Annotated in this window: 14 protein-coding genes; 8 read left to right on the top strand and 6 right to left on the bottom strand. The window is 39.2% G+C overall.

The window, feature by feature from the left end; genetic code table 11:
• The first annotated feature begins 60 nt into the window (after positions 1 to 60).
• The gene (locus PSE60_RS10810) at positions 61 to 768 is read left to right on the top strand and encodes an oligogalacturonate-specific porin KdgM family protein (protein WP_272665418.1); all 708 of its coding nucleotides are present in this window, start codon (positions 61 to 63) and stop codon (positions 766 to 768) included.
• A 32-nt stretch (positions 769 to 800) separates the two neighbouring features.
• Positions 801 to 2,918 carry a metallophosphoesterase family protein gene (locus tag PSE60_RS10805; protein ID WP_272665417.1) on the top strand — a complete coding sequence of 706 codons (2,118 nt, stop codon included), beginning with the start codon at positions 801 to 803 and terminating at the stop codon, positions 2,916 to 2,918.
• A gap of 120 nt (positions 2,919 to 3,038) precedes the next feature.
• Here PSE60_RS10805 and PSE60_RS10800 read toward each other — a convergent pair whose 3' ends face one another.
• From PSE60_RS10800 to modE, 3 genes are all read right to left on the bottom strand, one after another.
• Positions 3,039 to 3,866: a CPBP family intramembrane glutamic endopeptidase gene (locus PSE60_RS10800; RefSeq protein WP_272665416.1), complete on the bottom strand. Its 828-nt coding sequence runs from the start codon at positions 3,864 to 3,866 to the stop codon at positions 3,039 to 3,041.
• A gap of 204 nt (positions 3,867 to 4,070) precedes the next feature.
• Positions 4,071 to 5,540, bottom strand: a complete 1,470-nt coding sequence (gene modF / locus PSE60_RS10795; RefSeq protein ID WP_272665415.1) for a molybdate ABC transporter ATP-binding protein ModF — start codon at positions 5,538 to 5,540, stop codon at positions 4,071 to 4,073.
• A gap of 138 nt (positions 5,541 to 5,678) precedes the next feature.
• The gene (gene modE / locus PSE60_RS10790; RefSeq protein ID WP_272665414.1) at positions 5,679 to 6,467 is read right to left on the bottom strand and encodes a molybdenum-dependent transcriptional regulator; all 789 of its coding nucleotides are present in this window, start codon (positions 6,465 to 6,467) and stop codon (positions 5,679 to 5,681) included.
• Positions 6,468 to 6,685: 218 nt separating this feature from the next.
• Between modE and PSE60_RS10785 the strand changes: the two genes are divergently transcribed.
• Positions 6,686 to 6,838, top strand: a complete 153-nt coding sequence (locus PSE60_RS10785) for an AcrZ family multidrug efflux pump-associated protein (protein WP_004909125.1) — start codon at positions 6,686 to 6,688, stop codon at positions 6,836 to 6,838.
• 84 nt (positions 6,839 to 6,922) lie between these two features.
• Here PSE60_RS10785 and PSE60_RS10780 read toward each other — a convergent pair whose 3' ends face one another.
• Positions 6,923 to 7,972: an ElaD/SseL family deubiquitinase gene (locus tag PSE60_RS10780; protein WP_272665413.1), complete on the bottom strand. Its 1,050-nt coding sequence runs from the start codon at positions 7,970 to 7,972 to the stop codon at positions 6,923 to 6,925.
• A gap of 277 nt (positions 7,973 to 8,249) precedes the next feature.
• Between PSE60_RS10780 and modA the strand changes: the two genes are divergently transcribed.
• From modA to modC, 3 genes are read left to right on the top strand one after another with little or no spacing between them, the layout of a single operon-like run.
• On the top strand, positions 8,250 to 9,026 hold the full coding sequence (gene modA, locus PSE60_RS10775; RefSeq protein ID WP_371031488.1) for a molybdate ABC transporter substrate-binding protein: 777 nt from the start codon (positions 8,250 to 8,252) through the stop codon (positions 9,024 to 9,026).
• A 25-nt stretch (positions 9,027 to 9,051) separates the two neighbouring features.
• A complete protein-coding gene (gene modB, locus PSE60_RS10770) occupies positions 9,052 to 9,741 on the top strand; it encodes a molybdate ABC transporter permease subunit (protein ID WP_094962413.1) in 690 nt (229 codons plus the stop codon).
• Position 9,742: 1 nt separating this feature from the next.
• Positions 9,743 to 10,810 (top strand): molybdenum ABC transporter ATP-binding protein ModC, encoded by a 1,068-nt coding sequence (modC, locus tag PSE60_RS10765; protein ID WP_272665412.1) that lies wholly within the window; start codon positions 9,743 to 9,745, stop codon positions 10,808 to 10,810.
• 84 nt (positions 10,811 to 10,894) lie between these two features.
• Here modC and PSE60_RS10760 read toward each other — a convergent pair whose 3' ends face one another.
• Positions 10,895 to 11,713 carry a pyridoxal phosphatase gene (locus PSE60_RS10760; RefSeq protein WP_272665411.1) on the bottom strand — a complete coding sequence of 273 codons (819 nt, stop codon included), beginning with the start codon at positions 11,711 to 11,713 and terminating at the stop codon, positions 10,895 to 10,897.
• 387 nt (positions 11,714 to 12,100) lie between these two features.
• On the opposite strand from PSE60_RS10760, the gene PSE60_RS10755 reads away from it, so the two are divergent.
• Both PSE60_RS10755 and pgl read left to right on the top strand, forming a co-directional pair.
• The gene (locus PSE60_RS10755) at positions 12,101 to 12,895 is read left to right on the top strand and encodes an inositol monophosphatase family protein (RefSeq protein ID WP_109910963.1); all 795 of its coding nucleotides are present in this window, start codon (positions 12,101 to 12,103) and stop codon (positions 12,893 to 12,895) included.
• A 116-nt stretch (positions 12,896 to 13,011) separates the two neighbouring features.
• The gene (pgl, locus tag PSE60_RS10750) at positions 13,012 to 13,992 is read left to right on the top strand and encodes a 6-phosphogluconolactonase (RefSeq protein ID WP_272665410.1); all 981 of its coding nucleotides are present in this window, start codon (positions 13,012 to 13,014) and stop codon (positions 13,990 to 13,992) included.
• Positions 13,993 to 14,268: 276 nt separating this feature from the next.
• On the opposite strand, the gene bioA is transcribed toward pgl, so the two are convergent.
• Positions 14,269 to 15,537 carry an adenosylmethionine--8-amino-7-oxononanoate transaminase gene (bioA, locus tag PSE60_RS10745; protein WP_272665409.1) on the bottom strand — a complete coding sequence of 423 codons (1,269 nt, stop codon included), beginning with the start codon at positions 15,535 to 15,537 and terminating at the stop codon, positions 14,269 to 14,271.
• Positions 15,538 to 15,570 lie beyond the last annotated feature (33 nt).

The following is a 15,570-nucleotide window of genomic DNA, read 5'->3' as shown; positions in this document are numbered from 1 at the left end:
TAATAACTCATTGTTTTAACCGTTAAATAAAAAATAAATATTAATTATAGGAATCAGTTTATGAAAAACTTAACTCTAGGTATCTCTACATTATTATTTTGCACAGCAGCGAATGCGACATATATTGACTATCGTCATGAATGGTTAGGGGATGAACATCGCCATGAAGATCGTGTCAAAATTGGCCATAGCATGCAAAATGGAACTTATTTTAGCCTTGAAGGAAAATGGAGAAGTCGAGATGGTGGTTTCGGTGAAAACCTATCATCAAAAGGAAATGAGGTTGAAGTCGGCTATAAATATAAAGCCACAAAAGATTTTGTTTTAACTCCTTCTTTTGCACTTGATTCGGGAGATAAGGATACAGCTTATAAATTCAGTGTCAAAGCTGCTTATAATTTAACAGATGATTTTAATATTGGAACTCGTTTACGTTATGGCGTAAGGCATTATGATAACTCTAATAAGCCTAAAAAAGATAATCAACATTATTGGCAGAGTAATTTTTATTTAGGTTATAAGTTGCAAGATTTCTCATTAAGTTATGACTTTGAATATAAATTTGATACTGATTATCCCGCATATAAAGGTAAAGAAAAGGATTATGCGCATAATCTGAATGTGTCTTGGATTGGTAATAAGACATGGGTTCCTTATGTTGAATTAGGGTATGTTTCCTATGATGACGGTTCATACGCCAAAAATGGACAAACTTACCGTGATGCATGGCAGTGGCGTTATCGTGTTGGCATTGCATATAACTTCTGATAGAAATAGTTAATTATCTAAAGGGAACAAATATGAACAATAAATTAAAATATGGTTTTGCCCTTGCATTAATGTTCGTTGGAACTGTCGCAATGGCAAATGACCCTACGGCTCAATCTTATAATTATCGCGTTGCATTTATGCCCGACATCCATTTTCATGATGTCTATGGGCAGTTTGCTGATAATGCATTTGAAGGATTAAAAAATAGTAAAAGTGGTCAAAATGCCGTTATTCGTTCTATGTATGCGCAATTAACCTCTACGCGTTTATTTAATGAAAACTATTTTGCTCTACGTGCTGCACTTGATGATGCAGGTAAGAAAGGTATTAAACTTATTGCGTTACCTGGCGATTTTACCGATGACGGCCAACCTATTCACTTACGTGGGCTAGTGAAAGTCTTGCAAGAGTACGAGCAAAAATATGGTATGCGTTTCTTTGCAACGCCAGGAAATCATGATCCGAACCGCCCATTTGATATGCCAGCAGGAAAGGAAGATTTTCTTGGGATTGATGGTAAAACGCAACGTATCTTTAGTTTAGGGGCCAGTGAGTGTACGGGATATAACGGAAAAACGGCTGTTATAGAAACGGGAGCGGAGTTACCGACAATTTGTACCGAAGAGATGGTGTATAGTGGTTATGGTCGAGTGATGGATGCAATGAAATCGTTTGGTATTAATCCACTACCAGAAGATATTTATTGGGAAACGCCATACTCAAACTATGATTCCCAAGGTTACAGCTATGAAGCAGCCTTAAAAGCCAGTGATTTTAACCAAAGACAGTATGAAATTTGCACTCAAGGAACAGGCGGTAAATATAAACAGGAGGGGTATGGGCCTTGTTTTAATGTTGCAGACAGTAGTTACCTTGTTGAGCCTACTCCTGGTTTGTGGTTAATGGCCGTTGATGCCAATGTCTATGTTCCTTCTGAAAAAGCAGATATTAATCACCCTAAGGCGGCTAAAAACTTTGCGGGGTCGGGGAATGCGGGTTACAACAAAATGTTGACACACAAACAACAGACTGTTGAGTGGATGGCGGATGTTGCAAAGCGCGCGAAAGAGCAAAATAAAACATTAATCACGTTTAGCCATTTCCCGATGGTTGAATTTGATAATGGCGCAGCAGATGACCTTGAAACTATTTTTGGTAAAGGTAAATTTCAGTTAGAAAGGGCACCAAAAGAAGATACGAGCCATGTGATGGCAAAAACAGGTATCGGTGTTCACGTTGGCGGTCATATGCATTTTAATGATACAGGTGTACGTAAGTATTCGGATGGTAGCTTACTTTTTAATATTCAAGCTCCCTCAATGGCAGCATATGTTCCCGCTTATAAAATATTGAATTTTAGAAATGCCAATGAAATTGATGTGCAAACCATTATAATAGAAGATGTACCTCGGTTTGATGAGTTATTTGAGCACTATCAGCAAGAGTGGGATCATCTCAAAAATACCAACTCGTCACATCTTTGGAATAAAGATATTTTAAGCGCAAATAATTATTATGACTTCACTAATTGGCATATTACTGAACTGACACGTTTACGTTTTATTCCAGAGGAATGGCCATGTGAAATTCGTCAAATGTTATTTAGTTTGAATGGTGAAGAGATGCTTATTTTAAGCCAATTAGACACAAAGAAAGCTTATAATGAAGTATTAACGGCACCATTGAGCCAAAATCATGAAATCTGTGCAAAGGACCCTGGGACTGTTAATGTCACCGAAATCTATTTGAAGAAAGACTCCGATGCATGGAAAAAAGCCAGTGATAAAGCTGCTATTCTTGCTAAAAATACAGGGTATCAGTTAAATGATTTTGCAAAATGGAATGGTTTTGACCTTGCTGTGGATTTTTATCGTTTACGTAATGCAGACGAGCTTGCGTTACAAGATATACCTGTAGAAAGATTAAATCAGTATCGGTTCCTTACAGGAACCTTGTTATCGTCATTACCAAATGAGACTGACAAAATTAATGCGGGCAGTTCATTTGAAAATATTTTTAAATTACGTTTTGGCAGTATTTTCACTGTAATTGATAAATATCTACAAGGAAATCCGAGTCGAGATTTTTATCTTAATATTGAGTCCGGGGAAATTAAGCCAATGAATGTTAATCAAACTAGTAATTAGATTAACGATAGATAACTCGGCTATAATAATGAAAAATCACTAACATTATTCGTGTTAGTGATTTTTTATGGTAAAAATTATCCAGTTTATGGGGGATTATGAATTTTCAATTCGCTAATATTAACTAGCAACCAACTTAAATGGATAAGTAAAAAATAACAGATGCCCTAAATTCAACCCAAAATGAATCAATACAGCAAGCCATAATTTGCCACTCCACATCCAAGCTAGACCATAAACCAAACCTGCCAATGTAGCGAAGAGGATTAACAACGGCCCACCTGCAAAATGTACAACACCAAATAATAGTGAAGTAATAACTAATGCGAGGTAAGGTGATTTTAACCAAAGAGTTAGGCGTTGCTGTAAATAGCCACGAAATAGCGCTTCTTCTGCTAATGAAACAAAAAATAGATTACAGAGTATAAAAGCAGGTAACCAACTAGGAAAATGCCATTCAAAGGCTAACCCACCAGCAGCAGTCGCAATCAGCAATAAAAGTGGAACAAAAATAACTAATAGTGCCCATTGAACTTTAGTTGCATGTTTGGCTGGACGGCAAATAAATAATGTTGGTAAGCAGGCAAGTAAAATAAAAGGAACGAGAGCCTTATCAAAATTAAAATACATTGTGAAGGGAACACTATGTGTTCCTACTGTGACTTTATCTAGATATTTCAGGTTGTTAAAGCCAGGAAATAAGTGAATAAATAACCCGATCGCACAAATTAGTAAGGTGATTTCACTGATGATTTTTATGAGTAGGTAGTGTTGGAAACGCAAACGAATAATAGCAATTAACGTAATACAGGCTAAGAGTAGAATCGCTTGCCAATCAATAATGTGTGTGAATGCTGCAGTAATGATTGTGCAGATGAGTAAAAAAAGAGCAATTAAACGATGTGTTGCAAGTGTAGCAAGTGAAGAGGCTAACATTAACCAAGCCATAAAGAATATCCATTATAATGTCTAAATTATTAGAAGAGGCGCAGTGTAATGATTTTGTGTGATTTTTCTAATTGAAAATAACCGAATAATAATAAATTAAACAAAATCAAATGGTTGTAATTATATAATTTAGTTATCATCTATTAAACATTAGATTAAATTTGCCAATAGTTTCACTGTATCTATTGGCAAATAAGTCAAAAATTAGATCGCTTCAATATCGTAACGGTATTTTCCATTATCAGGAACAAAAGTGAGCCGATGCGTAATACAAGCAGGGGCATCTTCATGATGATGGGTAACGAACAGGAGTTGTGTGTTACCTTGGCTTAGCATTACATCAATAAACCGCAGTACTAATAATCTGTTAAGACCATCTAAGCCTTGTAATGGCTCATCTAAAATCAGCATGGCAGGGTGTTTAACTAGCGCTCGAGCAATCAAAACTAAGCGCTGCTGCCCCCACGAAAGACTATGGAAAGGTTGCTGAGCTGTTTGCGTTGAAAAACCTAATAAAGCTAACCATTCATACGCTAATTGTATTTGGCGGTCAGAAGGTGTTTGGTACAAGCCAATAGAATCATGAAAACCGGAAATAATGACATTGAGTACACTGGTTGCGACTCGGTATTCTTGGTGAATGCTATTGCTGACATACCCAATATGGCGCTTAATATCCCATATGGTTTCTCCTGACCCACGACGGAGGCCAAATAAGGTTAAGTCATTACTGTACCCTTGAGGGTGATCTCCTGTAATCAAGCTCAGTAACGTTGATTTTCCTGCGCCATTTTCCCCGATAATTTGCCAGTGTTCGTTTGGATTTACCTGCCAATTTAAACCGTGCAGTATCGGTTTGTCATTGTAGCTAACGGTCCCATTTCTCAAAATAATACGAGGCGTCGTATCATCCAATTTTTCGTCTGTGGTTGGGTCTTCGGTTTCAGGAATGGAAAGCTGTTTAATTTTCTCGCTGTGCTGTAATTGTGTGATTAGCGTGTTAGCGAGTACTGACTCTCTATTTCCCGCCATCGTCAGCTTGCAGTCTGCGACGACACCCATATTTTCAATAAAGTCAGGGAGTTCATCAAAGCGATTTAGCACTAACACCAAGGTGAGGCCTTTTTCAGACAAACTAGAGAGTAGCTCACTAAGATGATTTCTTGAATAGACATCTAAACCATCGAATGGCTCATCAAGGATTAGCAAGTCAGGATTGCCCATTAATGTTTGGCATAATAAAACCTTACGAGTTTCACCGGTGGAAAGGTATTTAAAGCGACGCGAAAGTAAGTCACTGATACCAAAGCGTGCGGCCAGCTCGAGACAATATTCATTGTCTTTATGGTTAAATTGAATGATTTCAGCAGCGGTATACCCTGTGTCATCTTCATCATCGCTGAGCATATCCGTATTGTTGCGCTGCCATTCTTCATTGATGATTTTTTGTAATTGTTCAAATGATAGACGAACTGGAGAGGTGAATGTATTTTTTACGACACCAGAAAGAGGAGGGAGCTCATTGGAAAGCACTCGAGCGAGTGAAGATTTACCGCTGCCATTGGCACCAATAAAAGCCCAACTTTCTCCTTTTTCGATGTTAAGTTGCTGAATGTCTAAAGTCTGTATTTCGCTGAGCTTAAAGTTGCCATGTTGTATTGTTATTGCGCTCATCAAGCTTCCTTATCATGATTATTTACCTTGTCATCTATCACAAATAATCAGGATTGAAGATAAAGTCAACAACTGAACAGCATGGCAGGAAAAAAAGGTGAATGCTTACTTACTTTTATAGTAAGTAAGCAGGACAAATTAGCACAGGGTGGCAATAATCACTTGGTCAGCATTAAATAGTGCAGTAACACTATTATTCATTTTCAAAGATTGGCTATCAATTTCACTGTTTGGCATGGTTGAGCATAAAGTTTCACCGCCTGTGAGTGTCACTATTACTTCGCTGTTCTCATCACCTCTCTCTAAAGTAGTAATTTTCCCTGCAAGGTAGTTATCAAAGCCTGTTGGGTTGGGTTGTTTAGTAATTTTTACCCAAGGTGCTTTAATCAATGCGAGAACTTCTTTCCCTTCCGTTAACCCTAAACGGTTAGCGCTTTGCTCTGTTAGTGCGGCATTAATCACAGTGCTGTTATCAGCTAAGCGAATTTGTACATGTTGTTGAACTTGCATATGGTCACGGGAAATTAAGGTACCAAAAAATTGGTTACGGGCACTGGTTTGTAATGAAAACCGTGAAATAGCAGCTAATAAGCTGTCTAAAGGGAGATTATCTTCTTTAAGTACATCAAAGGCTTTTTGTTGAATTTGTGTAAGCAAATCATAAAGTTGGAGTAATCTTTCACCATAGTGAGTGAGTGTGGTGCCGCCACCGCCTTTGCCACCTGTCGCTCTATCAACAAGGATATCATCAGTGAGTTGGTTCATTTCATTGATGGCATCCCAAGCACTTTTATAGCTGATCCCTGCGAGTTTAGCGCCTTGGCTGATTGACCCTGTCGCTTTAATTTGTTTTAGTAGCGCGATACGGCGAGGATCCGCAAATAAACTGCCCTGTAGTTTCAGTGTGAGTAAAATTTCGGCCTGCATAAATTTCTCCCTTCCGGCGTGGCTGGTGATGACAGACGTAAAAAGCACGTTTAGTATGTCGTTAGTATAATATTTTGTCTAAAATAGTCTCCATTATAACGTAATTGTGCGTTATTATTTTGATTTGATTTATACTCAATGTACTGAGAGTCAAGTTTTCCCTCGTCGGCGTATCTTGTAGGCTGGTGGGCACAGTATCACTGAAGAGGCTTTTTCCTATGTTTGAACTAATTAAAAGTTTGGGTTTTGCCCTGATGATGGTTCCAGTCGTTATGTTTTTGATCATGGGGTTGATCTACGGTTTGGGCGCGTTCTTTAACTTACTGTCTAAAGCACATGTACCTCATCATCACAACACTGAAAACAAGTAATTTTTAACAAAATTTATTGTTTGACTGATTATAGACCCCTGACTGTAAATGCAGTCAGGGGGTTTTTCATATTGGAGAGGAATTTCATGATGGTCGGTATTCGTTATCGTAGTAAGTAGAAAATAATTGCCGACGTTCATGAAGATTAAATTGCTCTTGTTCATGAATTGTTTTATCTAAGAAATCTTGGTGGAATTGTTTGAGCGTTTTCTCAGGATCGTGCTGAATATTTTCAGTTAACTGTTTCATTGCGGCAAGGACAAATAATCCACAACCATTAGGTACGTTCTGTTGGATGTTTCCTTCTATGTAAGTGATATCTTCTTCAGTAACACCGGCCTTTTTGGCTGCCACTGTTATTTCTTTTCGAATATCGGTACTCACGTTATCGTATGAATTAAATAGAGTGCATTTTTTTTTATTATTCGCTGATTGATGTGTTGGATCTGCCTGATAGAGCACAAACAAGATCCAATGGTTATCATTAACATTGATAGGGAATAATTCGAATTGGTTTAATGTATTGCTATTTAAGACTTTTTGTTCAATTATTTCGGCTAATAAATTGTATCCGCTTTGGATGAGGCCTATTGAGGCATTGACTGTCATATTTGATGGCAAAGTTGGGTTATTTTTATTGCTTGCGTCAATCTCATCACTTGTTATCATCCTGTTATTATCCCAAAGAGTGGACTCCGTGGGTTCATTTTTCATCAATAGTTTTGTTAAACCAAGTCTATCAATAACTTTTTCTATTGCAGATCCGACAATATAAAGCAGCTTAGAAGGGGTCGTTAGTTTCGAGTCTTTTAGGTGTTTTTTTATTTTTGTATCAAGGTGTAATTGATATAATTTTTTGCTAGTTTCTTGTATTTCTTTATCTACACCTTTCTTTGCAGGCAGCTTTCCGCTAAATAAATCAAACAGAATATTTTCTGCTTTTCTTCCTTCGCTGTCTTGTCGTAGAGCGATATTGTGTAATAAATCGATACTCTCTAAGTTCCCATCACTAGCCGATTTTGCTAAAGAAGCTAAGGTTTCAGATGCTATTTCTTTATCAAACAGTCCATTAAACTGTTCGACTGTTAATTCTGCAATAAAGTGCGTACTAAGCTTTGTCGGAAAGGACACCATATAATTACCTTTGCTATGTGGTTTGTAAAAGTGGAATGGAATACTGAAATATGCACAACTTGTGCCGATAAAGTTATAAGGGGAATAGAAAGTTTTCTATAGAAAAACGATTTGAATGTTTGTGTGTTTTTTGAACAGTTAATTTATCTTTTAGGGAAAACATGCAACAAAATTGCATCATTTCTTGCGCCAGCACACTTTTATCGCGAGTTTGACTTTAAGTTATCGCTGTGTCCTGTTATATATAACGTGTCGATTAATACTAGGGTAGATAAAAATGAAAAAAGGTTTGGTATCACTTCTCGCGGGCGCAACATTGACGTTATCTATAGCTAGCCATAGCTTTGCAGCAGATAAAATTACGGTTTTTGCAGCGGCTTCTTTGACGAATGCATTGAATGAAATTTCAGAACAATATAAGAAAGACACCCAGGTTGAGGTTGTTGCTTCTTATGCATCGTCCTCAACGTTGGCACGCCAAATTGAGCAAGGTGCCCCCGCTAATTTATTCATTTCGGCTGACCAGCAATGGATGGATTATGCTATCGATAAAAAGTTGATGGTCGAAGATACACGCTATACATTATTAGGTAATGAATTGGTGTTAATCGCACCGAAAGATGCAAAAATTGATAAAGTCGAAATTAATAAACAAACTGATTGGAAAAAACTGTTAGATGGTGGTCGGTTAGCAGTCGGTGACCCTGATCACGTGCCTGTTGGTATTTATGCAAAAGAAGCGTTAAGCAACTTAGGTGCATGGGAAACGGTTGACCCACTATTAGCACGTACTAATAACGTACGTAGTGGTATGGCATTGGTTGAGCGCCAAGAAGCCCCTTTAGGAATTGTATATGGCTCGGATGCTGTCGCTAGCCAAAAAGTTAAAGTTGTTGGTGTATTCCCAGCAGATACCCATAAACCTGTTGAATACCCAATGGCAATTGTTAAAGATCAAGATAACCAAGCAACGCGTGATTACTATGAATACTTAAAAACCCCTGCGGCTTCAGAAGTATTCAAACGTTACGGTTTTGAACCTCGTACTAAATAAACGTTAAGAGAGCATTTTTTTGCAGATGTTAAGTCCTTATGAATGGGAAGCGATTTACCTAAGTCTAAAAGTATCCAGTGTAGCTGTAATTTTCAGTTTACCATTAGGTATTTTAATGGCGTGGGTATTGGTTCGCTGTAATTTTCCTGGAAAAACACTGCTTGATAGTATTATCCATCTACCACTGGTATTGCCACCAGTGGTAGTGGGGTATTTATTATTGATCAGTATGGGTAAACGCGGTTTTATCGGTGAATGGCTATATAACTGGTTTGGCTTTAGCTTTACCTTTAGTTGGCGGGGTGCTGCGCTTGCGTCTGCCGTGGTTGCATTTCCACTAATGGTGCGTGCTATTCGTTTAGCGCTTGAAGCGGTTGACCAAAAATTGGAATTAGCCGCGAGGACACTAGGTGCGACACCATTACGGGTATTTTTCACGATAACCATCCCGCTTTCTCTTCCCGGTATTATTGTCGGAACAGTGTTAGCATTTGCACGTTCACTTGGTGAATTTGGCGCCACAATTACTTTTGTTTCGAATATACCAGGTGAAACACAAACCATCCCATTAGCGATGTACACCTTAATTGAAACACCAGGGGCGGAAGTAGACGCTGCACGGTTATGTGTCATTGCGATTATTTTAGCCTTGATTTCATTATTGATCTCCGAGTGGCTAACCCGCTGGGGTAAAAAGCGTTTGGGAGTGGCCTAATATGTTAGAACTCGATTTTTCGCAAAAATTAGGCGACTTACAGTTAGAAGTTAAAACGCAATTGCCAACGGAAAGTATTACTGCGGTTTTTGGGCTTTCTGGTGCAGGTAAAACCTCGCTTATCAATGTAATCGGTGGGCTAACTAAACCGAATAAAGGGCGCATTGTACTCAATGGCCGTACGTTAGTGGATATTGAAAAGAAAATTTGTTTACCGCCGGAACAACGCCATATCGGTTATGTATTTCAAGATGCACGGTTATTTCCTCATTATCGGGTGAAAAGCAATTTGCGTTATGGCATGGCGCCTGAAATGAAAGCCCGCTTCGACGATATCGTCGGGCTGCTTGGTATTGAAAAATTACTCAATCGCTACCCGATAACCCTTTCTGGTGGTGAAAAACAACGAGTCGCGATTGGACGTGCATTGCTTACCGCGCCTGAAATTTTGCTGATGGATGAGCCGTTAGCGTCTTTGGATTTACCCCGAAAACGGGAATTATTGCCGTATTTAGAGAAACTCTCTCAAGACGTGAAAATTCCCATTTTGTACGTCAGTCATAGTCTTGATGAAATTTTACGCCTTGCAGATAAAGTCATTGTGATGGCGCAGGGCAAGGTTAAGGCATTTGGGCCCCTTGAAGAGGTTTGGGCTAGTAGTGCATTGCGCCCTTGGTTACAGCAAGAAACGTTAAGCAGTGTGGTAAGTGCAACTGTACATAGTCAGCACCCTGATTATGAGATGACAGCGGTGGTTGTGGGTAACCAAAAGCTGTGGATCCCACGTGTTGAGGCACAACCAGGCACTAACGTTCGGATACGTATTGATGCATCGGATGTATCTTTGGTGCTTGAAAAACCACAAGTGAGCAGTATTCGAAATATTTTAGCCGCAGAAGTGGTTGAATGGATTGAAAACGGCGAACAAGTGGATGTGAAATTAGATTTAGGCGAAGAACATTATTTATGGGCGCGTATTACCCGCTGGGCAAGGGATGAGCTGTCTATTCGCAAGGGGCGAAAAGTGTATGCGCAAGTGAAGGCTGTATCACTATCACGTCATCTATAATTACTCGTCGTCCTTGGCGCTGTGGCAATAGAAAACAGAAAAAGGAAAGCTGAGCTTTCCTTGAATTGATAAAATAATTGGACGTTACAGAACGTATTTACGGATCACTTCCGCAATACCTGGCTCAGTATTGATGCGGGTTACTAGCTTGGCTTGCTGTTTGATTTCATCAACTGCATTGCCCATCGCGACACCTAAGCCAGCTGTTGTTAACATGCTTAAGTCATTGAAATTATCGCCAAAAGCGACGACGTCATTCATTGTCATCCCTTGGGACTCAACCCATTCCTTTAAGCGTTGGCCTTTACTATTACCTTTACGACCGACATCCACTTGATCCATCCAAGACCATTCACAATCTAAACCAAAGTCATTTTCAATTTCACTAACGACTTGGTGAAGTTGATCTGTATTTGGTGAGCTAACAGCAAATTTCCAAATAGAATCATAGTTATGCATCACATTAGCGTAATCTTCAACAAATTCAATGGTTGGACGCTGTGCAACAGGTAAGGATTCAGCCCAATTTAATGTACGTTTAATACCTTCTGTTTGTGCGTTATAGAGCATCGCATTATCAACATACATTAAATGCTGAATATCAGTACCCCGCAGTTTGTCGATCATTTGTGTGACTGAATCAAGAGTCATTGGATTAGATTTTAGGACTTTTTTGCCTAAATAATCGTATAGATAAGTTCCGTTGCAGCAGATCGCGGGGGTATCAAGGTCTAAGGTTTGGTAAAACGGATGAATAGCGACATGATGACGACCTGTCACAATGATGACCTTAACGCCTTGGCGACGGGCTTCCTGTAAGACAGCTAGAGATTCCGGTAGAATTTTCTTTTGGTGATCAAGCAGTGTTCCATCAAGATCGAGCGCAATAACGCGGTATGACATAAACGGCTCCACGTGATTTTAGAGTTATCTATACGATGATTGGCAGCATCAGTATAGGAGATGAGGATATATTGAGCACAGCTATAAACTACCATATTCATGTTAGTAAGCTAAGGTTGTTTTATCATCATAGCGGATAATAGTAACGAACTGAACCGTTTTAGTATCACTATTATTTGTTCTTGGCACGATATATATAGTGGTGTTGAGGTTGTCTGTCAGAGACAGATATTCCATATTGTTTAGGTAGATACTTTTGATGTGAAAAGCTCAATATCGACTATGATTTTAAAATTTTAAGATAATGAGGAGTTTTTTTAGTAAATTGCAGAGTTGAAATTTCGAACGCTCAAAAAGTTACCAAAAAGCTAGTTAAGGAGTTCTACAGTGTTAAATATTGCTTTAGAAGCCGCTAATACTGCTAGTAAATATTTACTAAAAGGTTTTTACGAAGCTGGTACATTTACCAGAAAAATAGATAACACTATTGTTACTGCTACAGATCTTAAAGTAGAAAATGTGATAAGAGAAGTACTTCAGGCGAGAACTCCACATATTCCTATTTTAGGGGAGGAGTTCGGAACAAATATTGAAGGTGAATTTTCTACCGGATGGATAATAGATCCTATTGATGGAACACGAGCATTTTTGTATGGCGTTCCATTATTTAGTACGTTAATTGCTTATGTTGAAAGTGGCATTCCCCTTGTCGGAGTTATATCATTTTCCGCTATTGATTCTATATATTATGCATCGTTAGGGAACGGGTGTTGGTCTAAAAAAGGTGATCTTGCACCAAAACGGATATGCACTCAGATAAAAAAAACGAAAAAATTAGGCGAAGCTGTTGTTTCGATATCAGGTATACACAGTACCAATTTTGATAACAGAGAAGGTAACAAAGCTTACAATCTATCAAATGTCGTTAATTCTGCTCAAGATATGGTTTTTATAAATGATTGTTATCAGCATTTAATGGTAGCAGCAGGAAGGATCGATTGTGCTATTGATACGTTAATGAAACCATGGGATATCGCTGCTATTTTACCTTGCCTTACTGAAGCTGGAGTTTATTATGCAAATATTAATGGTAATAAAACAAACGTGATCAATGGGGGAAGTTTGGTGTCAGCATCCTCCTCTGAGTTATTGGATGAATTAATTGTAGCTTTAAATTCATGACGCTGAACTTTGGCGCTATTTACTCACTGTGATTTGCATAATATAGGGTATAGTGAAGCCAATGTAGTGGACTATAGATGCGGTTTTGTATTTTTATCATGAATTAAGGAGTCAGGATGAATCAGGTTGTTTATATTGCGAGTCCCGAAAGTCAGCAAATTCACGTATGGTCGATGAATGAGGTTGGGGAACTTACTCTTTTACAAACAGTAAAAACACCGGGCCAAGTGCAACCTATGGTATTAAGCCATGATAAAAAATACCTTTATATTGGTGTGCGCCCGAATTTTCGTGTCGTAACCTATGAAATTGAAGGCAAAGGGACACTGCGTTTAAAAGCAGAAACATTCGTTCCGGGAACGCCAGTTCACTTATCATTGGATAACACGGGCAAATATTTATTTGTTCCTTCATATCATCAACATAATCTATCAGTTCTGACTATCAATGATGAAGGTGTACCAAACCAAGTCGTTCAAGTGATTGAAGGATTGCAAAATCCACATTCGTCTCATGTTGATGTTGATAATCAACAGCTTTGGGTGCCTTGCTTAGGTGAAGACCATATCCGTTTATTCGATTTACATGAAAATGGTTATTTAACCGAAGCAACTGCAGACCAAATTACTACGGCTGAAAAATCTGGTCCTCGCCATCTGGCCTTCCATCCGACTGAAAAGGTCATTTATTGTGTGAATGAGTTAGATTCAACGGTAGGCGTATATCGTAAATTCACTCGCTATCGTAACATGCAAACCTTGGCAAATTACCCATTAGGTAACGAAAGCCAGCGCTGGGCTGCCGATATCCATATTACGCCAGATGGCCGCCATTTGTATGTTAGTGAACGTTCTGAAAGCTACCTCAGCCACTATCTGGTTTCTGATGACGGTTGCGAGCTAACATTAGAAGCACGTTACCCAACAGAGACGCACCCAAGGGGCTTTAATATTGATACGGCAGGTCGTTTCTTAATTTCCAGTGGGCAAAAATCAGATCACATTTCAGTTTCTGAAATTGACCCGATTACGGGAAAATTGCGTTTATTAGCACGCTATGGGGTAGGGAAAGGACCTATGTGGGTCACCATCCTTTAATCTTCGTCATACTTCGAGCTATAGCGGTGTTGGCTTCACTCGGCTACTTGGGTCACATACTGGTGTATGCTCCTCAAGATATCCTCGATTGCCGCCTTGCTATAACTCGAATTATTTAGAAGATTCTCTAGTTAAAAATCTAGTTAAAAATCTAGTTAAAAATCTAGTTAAAAATCTAGTTAAAAATCTAGTTAAAAATCTAGTTAAAAATCTAGTTAAAAATCTAGTTAAAAATCTAGTTAAAAATCGACTTAGATTAAGATTGAATTTATTGAGTTATCCCAACACTTTTGCCATCGTATTCGTCACTTTGCTCAGTTGCTCTGGGGTGATGATGTACGGTGGCATTACATAAATCAGTTTGCCGAATGGGCGAACCCAAACACCATTTTCCACAAATGCTTTCTGTAAAACAGCAGTATTGACTGGCTGCTTCATTTCAATCACGCCAATTGCACCAAGAACTCTCACATCTGCTACGCTAGGATGGGCTGCTAATGGTGTTAGCTCAGCTTTAAGTTGTTGTTCAATAGTGGCAATTGTTTTCTGCCAAGGGCTGTTGAGCAATAAGGTCAGGCTAGCATCCGCAACGGCACAGGCAAGTGGGTTACCCATAAAGGTTGGGCCATGCATAAAACAACCCGCTTCCCCATTGCTAATAGTTTCTGCAACGTGGCGGGTTGTGATTGTTGCAGAAAGGGTCATATAACCACCGGTTAATGCCTTTCCTAAACACATAATATCGGGCGATATATTTGCATGCTGGCAAGCAAACAATTTGCCGGTACGACCAAACCCCGTAGCGATTTCATCGGCAATTAATAATAGACCATATTGATCACATAAATGGCGAACTCCCTTTAAATATTCAGGGTGATAGATGCGCATTCCGCCAGCGCCTTGAACAATCGGTTCAAGGATGATCGCTGCAATTTCATGGCTATTTTCGGCAAGTTGTACCTCAAGAGGGTGCAAATCTGCACTGTCCCATTCATCGTAAAAACCGCATAGTGGGGCTTCCACAAAAATATGCGGAGGTAAATACCCCTTATACAGGCCATGCATTGAATTATCAGGGTCGCATACGGCCATTGCACCGAAGGTATCACCATGATATCCGTGACGTAATGTGAGGATCCGTTGACGCTTTTCCCCTTTGGCTTGCCAATATTGCAATGCCATTTTCAGTGCAACTTCAACCGCCACGGAGCCTGAATCGGCAAGAAAGACACATTCGAGTGGCTCTGGCGTGATTGCTACCAACTGTTTGCATAGATTCACTGCGGGTGGGTGTGTAATTCCGCCAAACATCACATGGGACATTTTCGCTAATTGCGTTGTGACCGCTTGGTTTAATACAGGGTGATTGTAACCATGAATGGCTGCCCACCATGAAGACATCCCATCAATTAATTTTTCCCCATCGGCCATGATTAGCTCGGCTCCATGGGCTTCAACAATCGGATAAGCCGGAATTGGCTGGCTCATCGAGGTATAAGGGTGCCAAATATGTTTGGCATCAAATTGAATATCTACGTTATCCATTTGCTATCATCGTCAACTTTTTTAGATCATTTT

The sequence above is a fragment of the Providencia sp. PROV174 genome, from assembly GCF_028480685.1.
Classification (GTDB): Bacteria; Pseudomonadota; Gammaproteobacteria; order Enterobacterales; family Enterobacteriaceae; genus Providencia; species Providencia rettgeri.
The sequence above is the reverse complement of the archived record's forward strand: the minus strand, read 5'-3'. Positions and strand labels throughout refer to the sequence as shown.

What these genes read in the sequence shown, in the direction of transcription:
- PSE60_RS10810 (WP_272665418.1), top strand. Translation starts at nt 61, where the DNA reads ATGAAAAACTTAACTCTAGGTATCTCTACATTATTATTTTGCACAGCA.
- PSE60_RS10805 (WP_272665417.1), top strand. Translation starts at nt 801, where the DNA reads ATGAACAATAAATTAAAATATGGTTTTGCCCTTGCATTAATGTTCGTT.
- PSE60_RS10800 (WP_272665416.1), bottom strand. Translation starts at nt 3,866, where the DNA reads ATGGCTTGGTTAATGTTAGCCTCTTCACTTGCTACACTTGCAACACAT.
- modF (WP_272665415.1), bottom strand. Translation starts at nt 5,540, where the DNA reads ATGAGCGCAATAACAATACAACATGGCAACTTTAAGCTCAGCGAAATA.
- modE (WP_272665414.1), bottom strand. Translation starts at nt 6,467, where the DNA reads ATGCAGGCCGAAATTTTACTCACACTGAAACTACAGGGCAGTTTATTT.
- PSE60_RS10785 (WP_004909125.1), top strand. Translation starts at nt 6,686, where the DNA reads ATGTTTGAACTAATTAAAAGTTTGGGTTTTGCCCTGATGATGGTTCCA.
- PSE60_RS10780 (WP_272665413.1), bottom strand. Translation starts at nt 7,972, where the DNA reads ATGGTGTCCTTTCCGACAAAGCTTAGTACGCACTTTATTGCAGAATTA.
- modA (WP_371031488.1), top strand. Translation starts at nt 8,250, where the DNA reads ATGAAAAAAGGTTTGGTATCACTTCTCGCGGGCGCAACATTGACGTTA.
- modB (WP_094962413.1), top strand. Translation starts at nt 9,052, where the DNA reads ATGTTAAGTCCTTATGAATGGGAAGCGATTTACCTAAGTCTAAAAGTA.
- modC (WP_272665412.1), top strand. Translation starts at nt 9,743, where the DNA reads ATGTTAGAACTCGATTTTTCGCAAAAATTAGGCGACTTACAGTTAGAA.
- PSE60_RS10760 (WP_272665411.1), bottom strand. Translation starts at nt 11,713, where the DNA reads ATGTCATACCGCGTTATTGCGCTCGATCTTGATGGAACACTGCTTGAT.
- pgl (WP_272665410.1), top strand. Translation starts at nt 13,012, where the DNA reads ATGAATCAGGTTGTTTATATTGCGAGTCCCGAAAGTCAGCAAATTCAC.
- bioA (WP_272665409.1), bottom strand. Translation starts at nt 15,537, where the DNA reads ATGGATAACGTAGATATTCAATTTGATGCCAAACATATTTGGCACCCT.